15 protein-coding genes are annotated in these 19,186 nt (G+C 60.9%); 8 read left to right on the forward strand and 7 right to left on the reverse strand.

Annotated elements, in window-relative coordinates; all coding sequences use genetic code 11:
- Positions 1–2 precede the first annotated feature (2 nt).
- From ASG47_RS06435 to ASG47_RS06450, 4 genes are all read left to right on the forward strand, one after another.
- Entirely contained in the window at positions 3–935 is a 933-nt protein-coding gene (locus ASG47_RS06435) for a putative F420-0 ABC transporter substrate-binding protein (RefSeq protein ID WP_061907892.1), read from the forward strand.
- 184 nt (positions 936–1,119) lie between these two features.
- Positions 1,120–2,115: a putative F420-0 ABC transporter permease subunit gene (locus ASG47_RS06440; protein WP_061907893.1), complete on the forward strand. Its 996-nt coding sequence runs from the start codon at positions 1,120–1,122 to the stop codon at positions 2,113–2,115.
- On the forward strand, positions 2,112–2,882 hold the full coding sequence (locus tag ASG47_RS06445) for an ABC transporter ATP-binding protein (RefSeq protein ID WP_061907894.1): 771 nt from the start codon (positions 2,112–2,114) through the stop codon (positions 2,880–2,882). Before ASG47_RS06440 ends, ASG47_RS06445 begins: the two co-directional genes overlap by 4 nt.
- A 109-nt stretch (positions 2,883–2,991) precedes the next feature.
- The gene (locus ASG47_RS06450) at positions 2,992–5,430 is read left to right on the forward strand and encodes an EAL domain-containing protein (protein ID WP_061907895.1); all 2,439 of its coding nucleotides are present in this window, start codon (positions 2,992–2,994) and stop codon (positions 5,428–5,430) included.
- A gap of 46 nt (positions 5,431–5,476) precedes the next feature.
- On the opposite strand, the gene ASG47_RS06455 is transcribed toward ASG47_RS06450, so the two are convergent.
- From ASG47_RS06455 to ASG47_RS06465, 3 genes are all read right to left on the reverse strand, one after another.
- Positions 5,477–6,424, reverse strand: coding sequence for a substrate-binding domain-containing protein (locus tag ASG47_RS06455; protein ID WP_061907896.1), 948 nt, complete (start codon positions 6,422–6,424; stop codon positions 5,477–5,479).
- Between the two features lie 72 nt (positions 6,425–6,496).
- Positions 6,497–7,516 (reverse strand): ABC transporter permease, encoded by a 1,020-nt coding sequence (locus tag ASG47_RS06460; RefSeq protein WP_061907897.1) that lies wholly within the window; start codon positions 7,514–7,516, stop codon positions 6,497–6,499.
- On the reverse strand, positions 7,497–9,038 hold the full coding sequence (locus ASG47_RS06465) for a sugar ABC transporter ATP-binding protein (protein WP_061908095.1): 1,542 nt from the start codon (positions 9,036–9,038) through the stop codon (positions 7,497–7,499). Before ASG47_RS06465 ends, ASG47_RS06460 begins: the two co-directional genes overlap by 20 nt.
- A gap of 208 nt (positions 9,039–9,246) precedes the next feature.
- Between ASG47_RS06465 and ASG47_RS06470 the strand changes: the two genes are divergently transcribed.
- Positions 9,247–10,266, forward strand: coding sequence for a LacI family DNA-binding transcriptional regulator (locus ASG47_RS06470; protein WP_061907898.1), 1,020 nt, complete (start codon positions 9,247–9,249; stop codon positions 10,264–10,266).
- A 17-nt stretch (positions 10,267–10,283) separates the two neighbouring features.
- Here ASG47_RS06470 and ASG47_RS06475 read toward each other — a convergent pair whose 3' ends face one another.
- The 4 genes from ASG47_RS06475 to ASG47_RS06490 all read right to left on the reverse strand — a co-directional run bounded on the left by ASG47_RS06475 (position 10,284) and on the right by ASG47_RS06490 (position 13,578).
- Positions 10,284–10,637 carry a DUF305 domain-containing protein gene (locus ASG47_RS06475; RefSeq protein ID WP_061907899.1) on the reverse strand — a complete coding sequence of 118 codons (354 nt, stop codon included), beginning with the start codon at positions 10,635–10,637 and terminating at the stop codon, positions 10,284–10,286.
- A gap of 73 nt (positions 10,638–10,710) precedes the next feature.
- Positions 10,711–10,911 (reverse strand): heavy-metal-associated domain-containing protein, encoded by a 201-nt coding sequence (locus tag ASG47_RS06480; RefSeq protein WP_061907900.1) that lies wholly within the window; start codon positions 10,909–10,911, stop codon positions 10,711–10,713.
- A gap of 1 nt (position 10,912) precedes the next feature.
- Positions 10,913–11,323 (reverse strand): Cu(I)-responsive transcriptional regulator, encoded by a 411-nt coding sequence (gene cueR, locus ASG47_RS06485; protein WP_061907901.1) that lies wholly within the window; start codon positions 11,321–11,323, stop codon positions 10,913–10,915.
- Positions 11,320–13,578, reverse strand: coding sequence for a heavy metal translocating P-type ATPase (locus ASG47_RS06490; RefSeq protein ID WP_061907902.1), 2,259 nt, complete (start codon positions 13,576–13,578; stop codon positions 11,320–11,322). Before ASG47_RS06490 ends, cueR begins: the two co-directional genes overlap by 4 nt.
- 177 nt (positions 13,579–13,755) lie before the next feature.
- On the opposite strand from ASG47_RS06490, the gene ASG47_RS06495 reads away from it, so the two are divergent.
- The 3 genes from ASG47_RS06495 to ASG47_RS06505 all read left to right on the forward strand — a co-directional run bounded on the left by ASG47_RS06495 (position 13,756) and on the right by ASG47_RS06505 (position 19,180).
- Positions 13,756–14,478 (forward strand): Crp/Fnr family transcriptional regulator, encoded by a 723-nt coding sequence (locus ASG47_RS06495; protein WP_061907903.1) that lies wholly within the window; start codon positions 13,756–13,758, stop codon positions 14,476–14,478.
- 210 nt (positions 14,479–14,688) lie between these two features.
- Positions 14,689–16,707, forward strand: a complete 2,019-nt coding sequence (locus tag ASG47_RS06500) for a methyl-accepting chemotaxis protein (protein ID WP_061907904.1) — start codon at positions 14,689–14,691, stop codon at positions 16,705–16,707.
- A 136-nt stretch (positions 16,708–16,843) separates the two neighbouring features.
- Complete coding sequence (locus ASG47_RS06505) at positions 16,844–19,180, forward strand: glycosyl hydrolase family 95 catalytic domain-containing protein (RefSeq protein ID WP_061907905.1); 2,337 nt, start codon at positions 16,844–16,846, stop codon at positions 19,178–19,180.
- Positions 19,181–19,186 lie beyond the last annotated feature (6 nt).

Here is a 19,186-nt window from a genome sequence, read left to right on the forward strand (position 1 = left end):
CCATGCGTCACTCCCTTTCTCTTCTGGCTGCTGCGGCTGCCGGGCTTTTTGCCGTGCCCGCCTGGGCGACGGACTATCCCCTGCAGCTCGACAATTGCGGCATGGCGCTGACCATTGCCGCGCCACCGCAGCGCGTCGTCGCCATCAAGTCGACGGCGGCCGAGCTGTTGTTGGCGCTGGGGCTTGAAGACAAGATTGTGGGCTTGGCCTTCCTCGATGGGCCACTGGCCGAACCCTATACGGACAGCACCTATCCCATTCTGTCGGACAAGCTGCCGTCGCAGGAAGTAGTACTCGAGACCGAGCCGGACTTCATCTATGGCGGCTGGGAGAGCAATTTTGCGGCTGATGGCGCGGGCGAGCGGCCGGCGCTGGCGGAGCTCGGGATCACGAGCTATGTCGCGCCGGCGGCGTGTCGCTCGGTGAAGCCGGAAAAGCTCAGCTTTGATCAGCTCTTTGGCGAAATCACCGAAATGGGCGCCATTTTCGATGTCGGGACGACGGCGGAAAATCTGGTCGAGGAACAGAAGGCGGCGCTGGCCGGGGTGAAGGCGGATGATCGCGGGCTGACGGCGCTTTGGTATTCCTCGGGCACCAAAACGCCCTATGTCGGCGCGGGCAGCAATGCGCCGGAGATGATCCTCCATGCACTTGGGCTCAACAACATTTTTGCCGATGTCGACGAGGGCTGGACGCAGGCGAGCTGGGAGGCGATCGTCGATGCCAATCCCGATGTGATCGTGTTGGTCGATGCGGCCTGGAACTCGGCCGATGCGAAGAAGAAGCTGCTGGCGGAAAATCCGATTACGTCGAAGATGGATGCGGTGATCAACGAACGGTATCTGATTATTCCGTTCCCGGCTTCGGAAGCCGGGGTGCGGAATGTGCCGGCCACGGTGGATCTGGCGGGGCAGTTGGCTGGATTGAGTTTCTAGCACACATGCCGGATTTATGCGCACACCGCTCCCCCTCCCCAACCCTCCCCGCCAGGGGGAGGGTGCTGGTTTGGTGGGTTGGGCAACATGCTGCGCCAAACTGGGTGAAGCACCTCCCCATTGACGGGGGAGGTTGGGAGGGGGTGTCGGTTGGCGCTCAGGTCTTTTGAAGCGCTCGCTCACTATGACGGCCTTTGCGTCCCTCTGCCTCCTGCTTCTCGCCAGCGCCGTCCTTGCCGTCACCTTTGGTCCCGCCGACATCACTCCTGCCGAAGTCTGGGTAACCATCCTCCATCACCTCGGCTTCGTGCCCGAAAGTCCAGTCTCGCGGCTGCGTGATGCGATTGTCTGGGATTTGCGGTTGCCGCGGGTGATTGCGGCGCTGGGCGTGGGGGCAGGGTTGGCGCTGGCGGGGGCGGTGATGCAGGCGCTGACGCGCAATCCGCTAGCCGATCCCTATTTGCTCGGCCTGTCATCCGGCGCGGCGCTGGGCGCTGTGGCGCTGGTTGTGCTGGGGCTGACGGCCTTTGTGCCGCTTGGCGCGTTTGTTGGGGCGTTGGCTGCGCTGGCACTGGCATTAGTCGTGACGCAACTGCTGGGCGGGACGACACCGGTGCGCGCAATTTTAGCGGGTATCTCAATTTCAGCACTGGCCTCGGCTGCCACGTCGTTCATTATCTTCTGGTCGGCGACGGGGGATTCCTATCGGGAAATCCTCAGTTGGCTGATGGGCTCGCTGAGTGGTTCGAACTGGTTCGATGCGGCGCTGGTCATTGGAGCATTGATCGTCTGTGCGCCGGTCATGGTGCTCTCGGCGCGCGGGCTCGATGCCTTTGCCTTTGGCGACAAGGCGGCCGCAAGCCTCGGGGTGGATGTGGCGCGGTTGCGTTGGGTGCTGCTTCTGGCTTCGGCACTGCTGACCGGGATCATGGTCTCCATCGGGGGGGCCATCGGCTTTGTCGGTCTCGTCGTTCCGCATGCCGTGCGGCTCGCGGTGGGGTCGGGGCACCGGCGCCTGCTGCCGATGGCGATGCTGGTGGGCGCGATTTTCATGCTTTGGGCCGATACGCTGGCGCGGACGGTATTTGATCCGCGGGAACTGCCGGTGGGCATCGTGACGGCGCTCGTCGGGGCGCCGGCCTTCTTGCTAATCCTCATGCGGTTCAGGCGGATCACATGAGTTTGGTTGTCTCAAATCTATCGGTGGTGCTGGGCGGCAAGACCATTGTGGATAGCGCCAGCTTTTCCGCGCCGCGAGCGAAAGTGACGGGACTGATCGGACCCAATGGAGCCGGGAAATCGACCCTCATTGGCGCAATCGCCGGATTGCAGAGGCCAGAGCAGGGGACGCTTGGTTTCGGTCAGCAGGATTTGCTGGCTCTCGGCCGGCGGAAGCGGGCGCGGCTTTGCGCTCTGGTCGAGCAATCGGCGCAGACGGAGGAGCGGCTGAGCCTTGCCGAAGTCGTCGCGCTTGGGCGCATTCCGCATGCAAACATGTTTGCCGCTGACAGCGCCGAGGATGCCGATATCGTCAGCCAGGCTCTTGCCCAAGTCGGCTTGGAGGAATTTGCGGGGCGGCAATTCAATACGCTTTCGGGCGGTGAGCAGCAGCGTGGGCAGATCGCGCGGGCCCTGGCGCAGGCGCCGCAACTCTTTCTGCTCGACGAACCAACGAGCCATCTCGATATTCGGGCGCAGATCGAGGTTTTGACCCTGCTCCGTAGCCTCGCCACTTCAGGGAAACTCGTGTTGCTGGCACTGCACGATCTCAATCTGGCGCTGCAATATTGCGATTGGCTCATCGCGATGGAAGGCGGAAAAGTGGTGGCCGAAGGGACGCCCGGAGATGTCCTCAGTCCAGGTCTTATCGCGCAACTCTATGGTGTGTCGGCAGAAATCTTCGACACAGGAGCTGGAGCGATTCTCGCTTTCAAAGGTATAGTTTAGCTCGCAATTTACGGCTTGTTCAGCATCGCAACAGCCGTGAACATGGCGTAAGAGATCGGTAAAGCCGAAGCGGGTAGTGCTAGCTCCGTAAATTTACGGATGTCGCGCTTTGTTTTCACTTCTCGACTTCTTTTTTAAAGACCATGATTTTCTCTATGTCGGCATGGCAGCGGCGGTCTGCATGCTGTCCGCCTATGCCTGTATGAGCCTCTTGCGGCACGCTGTTGGAATGGAAGGCCGGACACGGACGATCTGGCTGACAGTATCGGCGCTGTCGGTGGGGCTTGGCATCTGGTCGACCCATTTTGTAGCGATGTTGGCGTTTCGCGCGGGCTTCCCGCTGCAATACGACATCGTTCTGACAGGTGTGTCGCTGCTGATTGCCATAATCCTCTGTGGCGTCGGGCTTGCGGTCGCGGTGCGCGCGACAACCATCCACGACAGGTTTCTTGGCGGTGCCGTGGTCGGCGCCGGCATTTCGGCCATGCACTATGTCGGCATCGCCGCGCTCTTGCTTGAAGGCAGGCCGGTGTGGAGCGATGGTCTCGTCGCAACATCGATTATCGCGGGCATCGTTCTGTCGGGTCTTGCCGTCATCACCGCCATGGGTGGCAACCGCTGGCGTTTGATTGGCGGCGCCGTGCTTTTGACTCTCGCCATTTGCGCCATGCACTTTACGGCCATGGGCGCGGCTGATTTCAGCAATTGCTTGCCGCTGATCCATAGCGGTTTCGACATCGACTGGCAGATGATGTCGCTCATCGTTGCGGTCATTACGCTTCTTATTCTCACAGCCGTGCTGGGCAGTATTGTTCTCGACGAAGCCGACCGTCGGCGCACCGAACGCGAAATGCTGCGCGAACAGCTCGATGCCGACCGGATTGCATCGGTGACGCAGAAGCTTGAACTTGCCTTGACCCATATGGGTCAGGCCATCGCGCTTTATTCGGCAGAGGGCAGGATACTTCTCCACAACGAACGTATGCTCGAGCTTCTGGGCTTGCCATCGCACACGTCGGTGGAGGGCAAATCGCTCGAAGAGCTGGCCATGATGTCCTACGGTTTCAATCCGGATGACGAACTGGGGCTCGCCGGGGTGGAACGGATCGCGCGCGAACATCGCGAACTGGCGCAACGCGGCGGCGAAATCGTTCACGCCATCGGCGATCGGTTCATGCGCGTTCGGCACAATCCCATTGGTGACGGTCGCTGGGTCACGATGATGGAGGACATTTCCGAAAGTAAGCGCAACGAAGCCGCGATTGCCCATCTGGCGCTGCACGACACGCTGACGGGCCTACCCAATCGCGCGCAGTTCGACGAACTGTTTGAACGCGCCTTGGTCGAGGCGGAGGAAAAATCCGGCCATGTCGGCGTCGTTGCCATGGACCTCGACCGGTTCAAGGAAATCAATGACAGCTATGGCCACGCGACTGGCGACCAGGTGCTGCGCGTTCTCGCCGAGCGCTTCACCTCGGTCTTGAAGCCTGGCGAGGTTGTGGCGCGCCTTGGGGGCGACGAGTTCGCCGCCTTCAAGCCCTTTGGCTCCATCGAAGCCTTGCGCGAATTTCTCGAACGCATCGAAGGCGTGCTCTTTGGCAATGTGCAGCACCATGAGGTGCTCATCGCCACGGGCGGCAGTATCGGTGTTGCGACTTATCCCGAGGATGGCAAGGACCGCTCGAAGCTTCTCAGCAATGCCGACTTGGCGATGTATCGCGCCAAGGCCGATTTCGACGCTCATATCTGCTACTATGAAGCCGCGATGGACGAGAGCGCCCGCTGGCGCCGCGCCATGGTCAAGGACCTCTGGAACGCCATCGAGACCGATGGGTTCGAACTCGCCTATCAGGTGCAGAAGTCCGTGGCGACGAGCGAAATAACGGGCTACGAGGTGCTGTTGCGCTGGAACCGGCCGGGACATGGCTGGGTGTCGCCCGCCGATTTCATCCCCGTGGCTGAAGAATGCGGCGCCATCAACGCTATCGGCGCCTGGGTGCTACGGACTGCATGCATCGAGGCTGCGAGCTGGCCGAGCCAGCACAAGATCGCCGTGAATGTTTCGGGTGTGCAGCTGGCACAGCTTGAACTCGTCGATCTGGTCAAGATGGTGCTCTACCAATCGGGGCTGGCGCCGGAGCGGCTGGAGCTCGAAGTGACCGAAACGGCGATCATCTCGGACAAGAAGCGGGCGCTCAATACGCTGCGGCAGATCCGGAAAATGGGCGTCTCGATTGCCATCGACGACTTTGGGACCGGCTATTCCTCGCTTGAAACGCTGCGCAGCTTTCCGTTCGACAAGATCAAGCTCGATCGCTCTTTCATGCAGGAAGTGGAGAACTCCGAGCAGTCCAAGGCCATCGTGCGGGCTATCCTGGCGCTGGGCCGCAGTCTCTCCGTGCCGGTTCTGGCCGAAGGGGTAGAAACCATCGAACAGCTTAATGTCCTGAGGCACGAAGGCTGCAACGAGGCGCAGGGCTTTTTCCTCGGCCGTCCGGGCCGAATGACATGGGGCGATCAGAAACTGGTCAGTTTGGTGATGGCATAAAAAAAGGGGCGCCGGAGCGCCCCTTTCCATTTGTGCTGATGGGAGATCAGAACGGACTGTCTGGGAAGTAGAACTGCTCGGCATTGTCCTTGGTGACGAGTGGCGCACCCAGAATATATTCGCCCTGCACGGGGCCATTGGAGGTGAAGTTGGCAACGGTCACGTCCATGGCAGTGGCGATCATCGCCGGCGGATAGAGCACATCGACCGGGATCAGCGCGTCGCCATCCATGATGCCCTTGATGACATCCTTCATGCCGGCGCCGCCGACGATGAACATGTCGCCTTCGCGGCCGGCCTGACGCACGGCTTCGACAACGCCCATGGCGATATCGTCGTCCTGCGCCCAGACGCCATCGATGTCCGGGAAGCGGGAGAGGAAGTCCTGCATGACTTCAAAGCCGTCATCGCGGTTCCAGTTGGCGAACTGGTTGTCGAGGACGTTGATGCCCGAGCCTTCGATGCCCTTCATGAACGCATCGAAGCGCTCGGTATCGATGACGGTCGGAATGCCGCGGAGAATGACGATATTGTCGCCTTCGCCGAGACGGGTCTTGAAGTATTCGGCCGAAACTGAACCGAGTTCGGTATTGTTGCCGGCGACATAGACGTCCTGAATGGACGTATCCGGCAGACCACGATCAACGACGGTGATGAAGGCGCCCGATTCCTTGGCCATGCGCACTGGCTCGACCAGCGGATCGGATTCGAAGGGCAGGACGACGAGCGCGTCGATCTGCTGCACGGAGACAAGATCTTCGATATCGCCAGCCTGATCGGCCGGGCTATCGGCGGTCACGAGCGTGATGTCGATATTGGGATTGGCCGCTTCGATACGCTTTTCGGCTTCCTGGGCGTGCCAGTTGAGGCCACCGGCCCAACCATGGGTCGCTGCGGGGATGGAGACGCCGATCTTTATCTTTTCCTGAGCAATCGCGGTGCCAGCGAGTGCGGTCGTGGCCGCCAATGCCAGGGCCAATGCCTTGATATACATAAGTAATCCTCCCTCTAGTGTGGCGCCTTTGGCGCCGGTTTCGCCCGGCCGAGACCGGGAATTCTGCGGTGTTTATTCGGCTTTTTTGCGCTTGGACGTGAGGCTGCCGCGCTGCAGATAGACCGCTGCGATGATGATGATGCCCTGCACGGCGCCATTGAGATAATTCGAGATGATATCGGTCAGGTTGAGGATATTGCCGATGGCGGTGAGGATCAGCGCGCCTATAACGGTGCCCCCGATGCGCCCGAAGCCGCCCTTGAGCACGGTGCCGCCGATGATCACGGCTGCGATGGCTTCGAGTTCCCAGAGGACGCCGGTGGCAGAGGATGCTGAGCCCAAGCGCGGCACATAGATGATGGTGGCCAGCGAGACGCAGAGGCCTTGGAGCACGTAGGTCCAGGTGCGGATGCGATCCACCTTGATGGCGGAATAGCGCGCCACCTGCTCGTTGGAGCCGATGGCCATGCAATAGCGGCCGAAGGCGGTGCGGTTCATCAGGATCCAGCCGATTAAGGCGACGATGATGAAGACCCAGACCGGGTAGGGGATGCGCAGGAAGCTATCATAGTAGACCGGGCGATATATTTCGCGCGCGCCGTTGTTGAGCGAGAGCGTGCCGCCATCGGCGAAATAGGTGATGAGCGAGCGATAGATGCCCATGGTGCCGAGGGTGACGATAAAGGCTTCAATCTTGGCCTTTGTCGTTAGGAAGCCGTTGATGAAACCGGCGCTAATGCCGAGGATCAGCGAACAGCCGATGCCGAGAAGCACGGTGGCGAGAGAAGCGCCCCAGCTGTCGACGGCGGCATTCATGATCAGGATCATCATGCCGGCGATGAAGGCGGCCATGGAGCCGACCGAAAGGTCGATGCCGCCGGCGGTGATGACGAAGGTGGCGCCCACCGCGATGATGCCGATAAAGGCCGAGCGCGTCAGAAGATTGGTGACATTGCCCTCGTTGAGGAAGGCCGGATTGAGGCTATAGCCGAGGATGATCAAGAGGACCAAGGCGAGCAGCGGCCCGGCGGTCTTGAGATCGATACGAAAGCCCTTGGGAGCCTTTTGTGCTTCAGGCACTGAGACGGTCATCTTCGCCACCCTGTTTGATGCCGGCTGCGTAGCGCATGATTTCGGCTTCGGTTATTTCCGCGCCCTCGAGCATGCCGGCCATTCGGCCCTGGCGCATGACGACGACCCTGTGAGACAGCCCGATCACTTCCTGCATTTCCGAGGAGATGACGATGATGGCTTTGCCCTCGGCCGCAAGGGCCGCAATGATGTGATAGATCTGCTGCTTGGTGCCGACATCGATGCCACGCGTCGGTTCGTCCATGATGACGATATCGGGTTCGCTCTCCATGGTCTTGCCCAGCATCAACTTTTGCTGATTGCCGCCAGAGAGCTTCCCGACGGGAACCGAGGGGTCGCGGGCGCGGATATCGAAGCGCCGTACCGCGCGCTCGAGCGCCTTGGTCTCGCTGCTGCCGTCGAGGAAGCCGTTCTTGAGGTGTTTCTTGAGAGTCAGGAGCGTGAGATTCGGCGTGAGTCCGGCATTCAGAAGGAGACCACGGCCCTTGCGATCCTTGGTCATATAGGCAAGGCCCGCAGCGACGGATTTTGAGACGTCGGTGAAGTCGGCGGGCTGGCCTTTGACGGTTACGCTGCCATTGGTCTTTCTGGTGAGACCAACGATGGCTTCGGCGACCGCGGTACGGCCCGAGCCGATGAGACCGGCAAAGCCAAGGATTTCGCCGCGCTTGAGATCGAAGGAAATGCCGGAAATGCCCGGCGCGGAGAGGTCGCGCACAGAGAGCATGACTTCGGAATCGACATCCGGCTCGTGCTTGGGCGGATAGAGATTGGAGAGTTCGCGGCCGACCATCATCTGGGCGATGGAATCGGGCGTCAGGTTTTCCGTGCCGACAGTCGCGATCAACTGGCCATCGCGGAGCACGGTGACGCGATTGGCGAGCTCCATGATCTCGTCGAGCTTATGGGAGATGAAGACGATGGCGACGCCCTGCGCGGTGAGGCGACGGATCTGCTCGAAGAAGGTGCGGGTCTCGGCGACCGAGAGGACGGCGGTCGGCTCGTCCATGATGATGACGCGGGCGTCCTGGCTGATCGCCTTGGCGATTTCGACCATCTGCTTGTCGGCGACCGAAAGCGTATGGATGCGCGTATCGGGGTCGATATTGACGTGGAGCGTATCGAGGATGGCACGGGCTTCGGCGCGCATTTCTTTGAGCTTCAGGAAACCGCCGGACTGCATTTCGCGGCCGAGGAAAATCGAGTCGGCGACCGTCAAATGCTCGGCAAGCAAGAGTTCTTGGTGGATGACGACGATGCCCATGGCCGCCGCCTCGCCATTAGGGGGCAGGGTGACCTGCTGGCCGCGATAGGTGATCGTGCCGGAGGTGGGCTGTTCGAGACCGGAGAGGATCTTGATCAGCGTCGATTTGCCCGCGCCATTCTCGCCGATGATAGCGTGAACTTCGCCGGGGCGAATGTCGAAGTCGATGCTGAACAGCACCGGGATTTCGCCGAATGATTTCGAAATGCGATGTGCCGACAGGATCGGCGGCACAGCAGCACCTGCCCCCTCGGACATGTGCATCTCCTACCTCTGAAGCCGGAGGACTTTGGGTCCATTCTGCGGCCATGACCATTGATGTAAAGGTTTTCATGGATTGTGTAAAGGTTTACAGTGCAGCAAAAGCATATAGCCTGAGTTGAAGGCCATGGCTTCTTTCATGGCTTCTGCTAAGGGCTGAGGCGCGCGCCGCTCGGGCGGTATCGCGCGATGGGCGGAGCGCTGAGTGCAGCAGCAAAAACTGGCCACGATCGAGGATGTCGCTGCCTTGGCTGGGGTCTCCATCGCCACGGTCAGCCGCGCCATCAATGAGCCAACGAAAGTAGCCGAAGCCACGCGCCGCAAGGTGACCGAGGCTGTTGCCCGCACCGGTTACACCACCAATGCCATGGCCAGGTCGCTGCGCATGCGGCGATCCAACATGATCCTCATCCTGGCGCCCGATGTGGGCGATCCAAACTTTTCCAATATTCTCGTCGGGCTCGAAACCGAGGCCAGCAAGCGCGGCTATGGCGTCTTGATCGGAAATACGCAGAACGATCCGAGCCGCGAAACGGACTACCTGCGATTCATCAGCTCAAACCAAGCCGATGGGCTCATCCTTTTTACTGGGCACCTGCCGTTCGGCTATGGCCAGGATGGCAATGAGACACGGCTGCCGCCCATGGTGGCGGTCAACGAGCCGGTGCCCAATGCCGATGTGCCGTTTGTCGGCGTCGACAATTTTGCCGGGGCGCGGATCGCGACCGAGCACCTGATTTCGCAAGGGCACAAGCGGATCGCCTTTATCGGAAGAGCGCCGGGGCGCGAGGTCAATCGGCTGCGCGAAGAGGGGTATCGTACGGCCCTGACTGGAGCCGGGCTGACCGTGGATCCGCGCCTCATCATCGATGGCGATGGCACGACGGAGAGCGGCCGCGCGGCAGCCGAGTTGATGTTCGTGCGCGATGCACTGCCGACCGCCTTCTTCTGCGTCAATGACGCGACGGCGCTCGGCGTGCTGATCTCGCTGAGCGCGCGGCATTACGACTTGCCGCGGCAATTCTCGATCATGGGCTTTGACGATATCTCGTTTTCAAGCTTCGTCTCGCCGTCGCTCACGACGATGAAACAGCCGCGCACGCGCATCGGCGAGGCCGCGATGGACTTGCTGCTCGGCATGCTCGCTGGCGAGACGCCAAAGGAAAGCCAGATATTGCTGCGCGCGGAACTGATCGTGCGCAACTCCGTGGGGCGAGTTGGCTGACGTCCAGGCGTCAACCCCTATTGCGGGTGCTTGGCGAGCCAATCCTGCATGAAGGCGATTTCGGCTTCCTGCGCCGCGATGACGGCTTCGGCAAGTTTTTTGACCTCAGGGTCCGAGCCGTATTGAAGCGCGATCTTCGCCATGGCCACCGCACCCTGGTGATGGGGGATCATGCCGCGCATGAAATCGACGTCAGGATTGCCGGAATAATCGATGTCCATATTTTCGTGCATGGCCATGTTGGCAGCGCGAAAGGCGGCGGTGGACGGGGCTTCGCCGGCCGCGGCGGCACTATGGCCAGCGTGCTGATCCTGAGCGAAGGCCGGTGCGGCAAGCAGAGTGAAGGCAAGGGCGAGAAGCGCTGGTTTCATTGGGGTCTCCTATTATCGGTTGCAGCCTGCGGCCTTGCCAAATGGCAAGGTCAAGCAGGGACTTTGGGCGGCTTTACGCTGGCTCGGGCGTGTAACCGGCTTCCTTGATCGCTTCTTCGCCCTTTGCGCGGTCGCCGGTGAAGCTGACCTTGTGGGTGTCGAGATCGACGGAAATTTCGGCGCCGGGCAGGGCGGTTTCGAGGGCTTTGCGGACGGTGCCGACGCAGTGGCCGCAGGTCATGTCGTTGACGATAAAAATGGTCTTGTCGGTCATGTCAGTGTCCTTTGGTTTTGGTTGAGCTGCCTGCGAGATCATCGAGGATCGGGCAGTCGGGTCGGTCATCGCCATGGCAGCAATGAACGAGATGCTTGAGCGTGCCGACCATGGATTGGAGTTCGGCAATCTTGGTTTCGAGCGCTGAAATATGGCCGGCGGCAATTTCGCGCACTTCGCCGCTGGCGCGGGTCTTGTCCTGCCAGAGAGCGAGGAGCGCGCCGGTCTCCTCGATGGAAAAGCCGAGGGTGCGCGAGCGGCGGATGAAGCGGAGAACATGGACCTCATCCGCGCCATAGACGCGATAATTGCTGCCAGTCCGATGCGGCGGCCGGATAAGGCCGATCTCTTCATAATAGCGGATCATCTTGGCGGAAACGCCGGTGGCGCTCGCGGCTTCACCGATATTCATAGCGCTTCTCCCTTAATGGCGCGGAGGCGCTGGGCGTTGCTGACGACAAAGACCGAGGACAGCGCCATGGCGCCGGCGCCAAGCATGGGCGAGAGCAGGATGCCGAAGGCTGGATAGAGCGCGCCGGCAGCGACGGGGATCAGCACGGTATTGTAGCCGAACGCCCAGAAGAGATTTTCCCAGATATTGCGCATGGTAGATCGGCTAACCTTTAGGGCATTGAGTACGCCTTTGAGGTCGCCGCCGAGCAAGACGACATCGGCGCTTTCAATGGCAGCGTCCGTGCCGGTGCCGACGGCAATGCCGATATCGGCTTCGGCAAGGGCTGGGGCATCGTTGATGCCGTCGCCGATATAGGCGACCGTGCGACCGTCTTGACGCAGGGCCTTGATCGCCGCGACCTTATCGGCGGGCAGGACTTCGGCACGGACTTCATCGATGCCGAGTTGGGCGGCGATGGCTGCGGCAGTGCGCTGATTATCGCCCGAGATCATCGCCGTCTTGAGACCAATGGCGTGTAGGCGGGCGATGACGGCCTTGCTGGTCGGCTTGATCACATCGGCGACCACGATGGCGGCCGCGATCTTGCCATCCACGGCGGCAAAGACCGGCGTTTTGCCTTCATCGGCAAGCCGCTGCAGCGCTTCTTCGAAGTCCGAGAGATCAAGCCCGTCCATCATGCGGGCGGAGCCAACTTGCACCTTGCGGCCATCGATGGTGGCCGTGACGCCGTGGCCGGCGTCGGAAGCGAAGTTTTCCAGGGCGGGCAGTGTCAGGCCGGACTTTTCGGCGGCAGCGACGATGGCCAGCGCGATCGGATGTTCGGAGCGGCTTTCGGCTGCGGCGACAAGCGACAGCACCTCGTCATGGGTAAAATCGTCGTCGAGAATGAGGTCGCTGAGCACCGGCTTGCCTTCGGTCAGCGTGCCAGTCTTGTCGAAGGCGACGACGTCGGCATCGCGAAGGCGCTGCAGGGCTTCACTCTTCCGGAAGAGCACGCCGAGTTCGGCGGCGCGGCCGGTGCCGACCATGATCGAGGTGGGTGTCGCAAGACCCATGGCGCAGGGGCAGGCGATGATGAGGACGGCGACCGCGTTGACGAAACCGAATGTCAGGGCAGGGTCGGGCCCCCAGATGAGCCAGATGAGAAAGGTCAGCGCAGCCAGAGCCATGACGGCGGGCACGAACCAGGCGGTGATCAGATCGACGGTACGCTGGATCGGTAATTTGCCGGCCTGCGCTTCTTCGACCATCCGGATGATCTGGGCGAGCATGGTATCGCCGCCGACCTTGGTGGCGCGGAAGCGGAAGCTGCCGGAAGTGTTGAGCGTGCCGCCGATGACCGGTGCACCGGCAGACTTAGAGACTGGTAAGGGCTCCCCAGAAATCATGGCTTCATTGACATGGCTTGTGCCGTCGATCACCTCGCCATCGACGGCGATCTTCTCGCCCGGGCGCACGACAATGATGTCGCCGACGCGGACTTGGGCGATATCGACTTCGAGCGATGTGCCATCGCGTTCGATGCGTGCCGTCTTGGCCTGCTCGTGCACGAGCCGCTGTATGGCTTGGCCGGTGCGGCCCTTGGCGATGGCTTCGAGCCAGCGGCCGACGAGGATCAGCGTCACGATGACCGCAGCGGCTTCGAAATAGACGTAGCGGGTTTCCGCCGGCACGAGCTGCGGGGCGAAGGTGACCACGGTTGAGAACAGCCAGGCCGCCCCGGCGCCGAGCGCAACAAGGGAATTCATCTCGGGCGCGCCGCGCAAGAGAGCCGGGATGCCGGCCTTGAAGAAGCGAAGGCCGGGCATGAAAAGCACGAAGGTCGTGAGCACGAAATAGGCAGCATAGAGCACGTCCATCGGGATGACGGAGATCAGCCATATGTGGAAGGGCATGTAGAGATGGCCGAGCATTTCGAGCGCGAAGAGCGGAATGGTCGGGATCGCGGCGATGATGACATCGCGCCGGAGCACGGCGGCATCTTCGTCGTGATGATGCGCGTGGTCATGCGTGGGCTGGTCGGGCAGGCGGATGCTGCTCGTGTAGCCCGCCTTTTCGACGGCCTTCATCAGTGCATCCTGGTCGCCACCTGATACCGTTGCCCGCTCCGTTGCAAGATTGACGGAAGCCGCTTCGACGCCCGGGACTTTCAACAGTGCCTTTTCGACACGCGACACGCAGGACGCGCAGGACATGCCGGTGATGTCGAGCGTGATGGGTGTGGCAGCGGTTTTTTGGACGTGTGCGTTCATGGCTATTACCTCGTCCGCGTAGAGATAGACCTTCCCATGATGGGAAGGTCAAGGGCTGTCTGTCTCTATTTGAGGCGCGCCTCGGTTTCGCCATGCGACGCGTTGGCACAGCGTCAAAAGGGCGGATTATCTTGGGAGCGGATGAGGCGTAATCACGGAACTGTCAGGAGCAGTTCCATGCAGACGGTTCGCAAAGACATCCACAATTCAGACGTGCCCATCCTATGCCAAAGCTGCGAGGCGCGGCATCAGGGTATTTGTGGCGCGCTGACGCCTGAGCAACTCGCCGCACTTGCCAAGCAAACGCGCCGCGTCAAGCGCGAAGCAGGACAGGAACTGATGGCCGACGCCATGCCGATGCCGGCCTATGCCAATGTGCTGCGCGGTGTCGTCAAACTGACCAAGGTGCTGGAGGACGGGCGGCAGCAGGTCGTCGGCCTGCAATTCGCGCCCGATCTTCTGGGCCGGCCCTTTGCCAGCGAAAGCCGGGTCAGCGTCGAAACGGCATCGGATGTCGAACTCTGCATGATTCCCAAGCCTGCGCTCGAAGCGCTGATGCGTGATGGTAGCCCCGTCGAGCACCGGGTGATGATGCAGGCTCTGCGTGAGCTCGATGAAGCGCGCGACTGGATGGTAACGCTGGGTCGCAAGACGGCGGCCGAAAAGGTCGCAAGCTTTTTGTACCTCATTGCAACGCATATCGACCCCACGGAAGAAGGGGCGCTAGCCACCTTCGACCTGCCGCTAAGTCGTGCCGATATCGGCGACTTCCTGGGGCTGACCATCGAGACGGTGAGCCGGCAGATGAGCAAGCTTAAGACGGATAGGGTCATCGAGATCGCCAACTACCGGCACGTCACCATCGTCGATCTCACCCAACTTCGCCTGCGCTGCGGCTAAGCCGACCGAACAAATCTCTGGTTTGCCGAAGGGCGCGGTGTGCATTTCAAATGTGATGCGCTTGGCGTGAAATGGCGCTCGAAGTGACCCATTATGGGAACCAGCCGTTAACCACAGCGGCGTAACCCTTGGTACAAATACGGATGCCCTTATCCGTGTTGATCAGGTGCTCTCATGAAAACCCCGGGTAGTATAAAACTCGGAGCCAAATTGGCTCTGGCGTCCCTTATTGGCATTATCGTCGTCGCAATTATGATGGCCGCGACGATTTTCGGGACGGGTCTCACCAAACAGGCCGACGATTTCCAGGACCGACAGATGGAAATCAGACGGCTGATGCTCAATGCGAGCATATCCATGCGCGATATGGAAATCGCTGTTGGCCAGCTCAACGATGTGGCCAGTGCCGCCGAAGCCGATGCTGCATATCAAGCCGCGGCCGAAGCCGGCGGACGGATGGAAACGTTCATCACCGACGCCAAATCTCGCATGACGCGGCCGGAAAATATCGCCAATGCCGAGGCAGTCCTCACGGCGCGCGAACAGTTCATTGCCGAAGCCGTCGGCCTCGCGGCCAATGCCAAGAAGGCGCTCGACCCCGCTGCAGCATTGGACGTTGCCAGCGAACACAGCGCGCTCAAGCAAAAGCTTGCCGACCTCGGCGCCGACATGTCCGAACGTATGCAGCACATCACGGCGCTCGCTTCGGAATTGGCGCAAAACGCCAACGCTGCTGCCGATGGCCAGCGCGATCAGACATCGCTCATCAGCACGGCCTTGGGCGGCCTCGTCATCCTCGTCTTGATCGGCACAGCCGTTTTCGGCGCTCGCTCGGTGGCGCGACCGATCGCCGAGATCAACAAGCGCATGACCGCGCTGGCCGAGGGTGATCTGGCGAGCGAAATACCTTTTGCGGGCCGTGGCGACGAAATTGGAGACATGGCCAAGGCTGTCGCCGTTTTCCGCGACAATGGCGAGCGGGTCGCCACCATTGGGCTCGAGGAAGCCGACCGTGCCCGTGCAGCGGCGGCCCGTGCCAAATTGATGGATGCGTTTCAATCCGAGTTCGATGTCGTCGTGCGCTCGGCGAGCAATGGCGATTTCAGCAAGCGCATGCAGAGCCAGTTCGCGGATGCCGACATTGCCGGCATCGCAGCAAACTTCAACGGCATGATCGACACGATCGAAACGGGTCTAAATGAAACCGGAGAAGTGCTTTCCGCGCTGGCCCGCACGGATCTAACTCAACGTGTGACTGGGCAATATCGCGGCGCACTTGATCGGCTGAAATCAGACACCAATGCTGTTGCCGACAATCTAACCAGCGTCATGGGGCAACTTCGCGAAACGTCCCGCGCCCTGAAATTGGCCACCAGCGAAATCCTCGCCGGCGCCAACGATCTCTCGGAACGCACGACCAAACAGGCCGCGGCCATCGAACAGACATCGGCCTCCATTGAGCAGCTTTCGAGCACCGTCGTCGACAATGCCCGCAAGGCAGACGACGCAGCCGCTTCGACCACCGCATCCGCCCGTCTTGCCGGTGAAGGCGGTCAGGTGATGAACCTTGCGACCGGCGCCATGGAGCGGATCACGCAATCCTCCGCCAAGATTTCCAACATCATCGGCATGATCGACGACATCGCTTTCCAGACCAACCTCTTGGCGCTCAACGCCTCGGTGGAAGCGGCCCGTGCCGGTGAAGCCGGCAAAGGCTTTGCGGTGGTGGCCGTCGAAGTGCGTCGCTTGGCGCAATCGGCTGCCGAAGCCTCTGCCGAGGTCAAGGCGCTTATCGAGCAATCGGCTAACGAAGTCGGGCAGGGCAGCCGCCTTGTCGCCGATGCTGCCGGCAAACTTAGGGCTATTCTCGACTCGGTCGAGACCAACAGCGCGCTGATCCAGTCCATCGCCACGGCCAGCCAGGAGCAATCCTCGGCCATCGCGGAAGTCTCCGTCGCCATCCGCCAGATGGACGAAATGACCCAGCACAACGCTGCCCTCGTCGAAGAAACCAATGCGGCAATCGAGCAGACCGAGTCTCGCGCCAGCGATCTCGATCATATCGTTGATCAGTTCAAGATCAGCGCCAGCGCGACACCCGTCTCTCGTGCCGCAGCGTCGGCACGACCAAGCCCAGTCAAAGCCGTGCAAAACAAGATCGCCTCTGCCTCGCGCGCCTATATCAGCCGGGGAAATACCGCGCTCAAAGATGACTGGAGCGAATTCTAGTTTGGGTCTCGCAGACCGCGAGCGCAGCTTGGGGTTTGCATCCATCAAGATGCGTCTCTAGCAAAGCATGCTCCGTCTTTTATGATCTGGGGTGGAAGGATAACCTTCCACCCCATCTTCTTTGCAAGGACCCGATATGGCCTCCCGCTTCCTTCTCGAACTCAACGCTCCTGCCTCCGGCTTTACGGAAAGCTTCCTGCTCGGCAATGGCAGTTTTGGCGCGTCGGTTCTGGGCAAGCCGGGAACGGAGAGCTTTGCGCTTAATCTCGATACGCTCTGGTCGGCCGGTCCGCTTGGCGACGAACCGGGGCCATCTCCCGCCTATCTTCTTCAGCCGCTGCGCGATGCCATTGCCGCGGGTGATTTCAAACGCGCCGATGCAATCAGCCGCGATATGCAGGGGCCTGGTTGGACTCAGTCCTACCAGCCGCTTGGCACGCTCAAACTCACCTATGCCGCTGCGGCTGAGATTAGTGGCTATAACCGTTGCCTCGATCTCGCGAAGGCCGAAGCGCGCGCCACTTACGATAGTGAAAACGGATCGGTGCAACTCCGCTCGCTCGTTTCGGCACCGGCAGGTGTTCTCCTCGCCACCATCGCAGGGCCGGGCATTTTGGCTTTCGTCGAAATGGCACTGGCCTTTAATACGCCACACGAGAAGGCGGAAATCGCTGTTGCCGAGGCCGACGGCATCAAATGGATGACCGTCACGGGCCGCGTGCCTAAAACTGTACTGCCCAACTATGTCGATGACGAACCGGCCATCGTCTACGCCGATGACATGCCCGATGCTTCAGGCACAGTAGCCGCGGGGATGGGCTATGCCGTGGTTGCGGCGCTCCACCAAGATGCGGCGGGATCAGCGCGCCTGATAGTTTCGGCGGAAAGCGGTTTTCGTGGGTATGATCAGCGTCCCAGCGCCGATGTCGCGGCCCTTGCGAAAGCGGCAAAAGACCGCGTAACCGCAGCGCTTGCGCAACCGATCCAGCGTCTCGTCGAGGATCATCGCGAAGACTATTCAAGCTATTTCGACCGCATGGATTTCGACCTCTCGCAGTCGCCCGTCCATGATGGCCTCGATCCGCGACGCGCCGAATTGCTCTATCACTATGGCCGCTATCTGATGATCAGCAGTTCCCGCCCCGGCACGCAGCCAACAAATCTTCAGGGTATCTGGAATGTCGATGTGCGCCCCGCCTGGAGCGCCAATTACACCATCAACATCAATACCGAGATGAACTATTGGCCCGCCGAAATGACAGGGCTGGGCGATCTTGCAGCCCCGCTCCACCAATTCGTTGCCGAGGCTGCAGGCGCGCGAGGCCAAGTCGCCGCGCGGCACTATTATGGAGCGCGCGGGGCTACCATTCACCACAATACCGACATCTGGCATTTCTCGGCGCCTGTTCATGGCGATCCGAGCTGGGCCAATTGGGCATCGGGCCTCATCTGGCTTGCGGTTCAGCTCAATAGCCGCCTGGACTACTATCCGGACGACGATGGGTTTCTGCGCACCATCGCTCTGCCTGTGTGGCGCGAGGCGGTACCCTTCGCCTTGGATATGCTCGTCGAAGACCAAGATGGCGCTTTGGTCGCAAGTCCCTCGACATCACCTGAGAACCAGTTTTTCGCGGCTGATGGCGCAAAGGTTGCGGTGTCGGCTGGGTCGGCCATGGATCAAGAAATGATCCGCGAACTGCTCGAAATCTTTGTCGGCTTTGCAACCGCAGACGATGCCGCGCTGAAGGCAGAAGCGCGCGCTGCGCTTGCCAAACTGAAAATCCCGCACATCGATGCCACTGGCGCTTTGAGCGAATGGTCCGTCGATGTCACCTCGGCCGAAATCGGCCACCGCCACCTTTCGCATCTCTTCGGCCTGCATCCCGGCCGCCGCATTACCGCTCAAACGACACCCGAGGCTTTTGCCGGTGTGCGCAAAGCGCTCGATGTTCGCCTTGCCAATGGGTCGGGTCACACCGGCTGGAGCCAAGCCTGGATTCTCTGTCAGGCTGCGCGTCTCCGCGACACCGCGCGCGCCGATAAGGCCATCCACGGGCTCCTCAACAATCTGGCATTCAAATCGCTGATGGTGCTTCATCCCCATTCGGGTTGGGAAGAAGGCAATGTCTTCCAGATCGACGGCAATTTCGGCGCCGTGGCGGGCATGACCGAACTGCTGGTTCAGAGCCGCAAGGGCCATATCATCATTCTGCCGACGCTTCCGGCGAGCTGGCCCGCCGGCAGCGCCCGGAACATCCGCACCGTCGGCGGCCACAGTGTTGATCTCTCCTGGGAAAACGGCGCACTGGCGAGCCTCACGCTCAGAGGCGGGAGAGCCGAAACCATCGAGGTCGAACTGCCAACCAGCGAACTCGCTCAAATGATGATGCGGATGGCGGGCGTTCTGGCTGTGGAGGGCAAAGTTTGTCGCATCGAACTTCAGGGCGAGAAGGCTCTCAACTTCCAGTTTTAATCTCGC

Origin of the sequence: Devosia sp. Leaf420, from assembly GCF_001425445.1 — a bacterium.
Classification (GTDB): domain Bacteria; phylum Pseudomonadota; class Alphaproteobacteria; order Rhizobiales; family Devosiaceae; genus Devosia.

Excerpts from the sequence above, each read along its gene's own strand:
- ASG47_RS06435 (WP_061907892.1), top strand. The coding sequence starts at position 3 with ATGCGTCACTCCCTTTCTCTTCTGGCTGCTGCGGCTGCCGGGCTTTTT.
- ASG47_RS06440 (WP_061907893.1), top strand. The coding sequence starts at position 1,120 with ATGACGGCCTTTGCGTCCCTCTGCCTCCTGCTTCTCGCCAGCGCCGTC.
- ASG47_RS06445 (WP_061907894.1), top strand. The coding sequence starts at position 2,112 with ATGAGTTTGGTTGTCTCAAATCTATCGGTGGTGCTGGGCGGCAAGACC.
- ASG47_RS06455 (WP_061907896.1), bottom strand. The coding sequence starts at position 6,424 with ATGTATATCAAGGCATTGGCCCTGGCATTGGCGGCCACGACCGCACTC.
- ASG47_RS06460 (WP_061907897.1), bottom strand. The coding sequence starts at position 7,516 with ATGACCGTCTCAGTGCCTGAAGCACAAAAGGCTCCCAAGGGCTTTCGT.
- ASG47_RS06465 (WP_061908095.1), bottom strand. The coding sequence starts at position 9,038 with ATGTCCGAGGGGGCAGGTGCTGCTGTGCCGCCGATCCTGTCGGCACAT.
- ASG47_RS06475 (WP_061907899.1), bottom strand. The coding sequence starts at position 10,637 with ATGAAACCAGCGCTTCTCGCCCTTGCCTTCACTCTGCTTGCCGCACCG.
- ASG47_RS06480 (WP_061907900.1), bottom strand. The coding sequence starts at position 10,911 with ATGACCGACAAGACCATTTTTATCGTCAACGACATGACCTGCGGCCAC.
- cueR (WP_061907901.1), bottom strand. The coding sequence starts at position 11,323 with ATGAATATCGGTGAAGCCGCGAGCGCCACCGGCGTTTCCGCCAAGATG.
- ASG47_RS06490 (WP_061907902.1), bottom strand. The coding sequence starts at position 13,578 with ATGAACGCACACGTCCAAAAAACCGCTGCCACACCCATCACGCTCGAC.
- ASG47_RS06495 (WP_061907903.1), top strand. The coding sequence starts at position 13,756 with ATGCAGACGGTTCGCAAAGACATCCACAATTCAGACGTGCCCATCCTA.
- ASG47_RS06505 (WP_061907905.1), top strand. The coding sequence starts at position 16,844 with ATGGCCTCCCGCTTCCTTCTCGAACTCAACGCTCCTGCCTCCGGCTTT.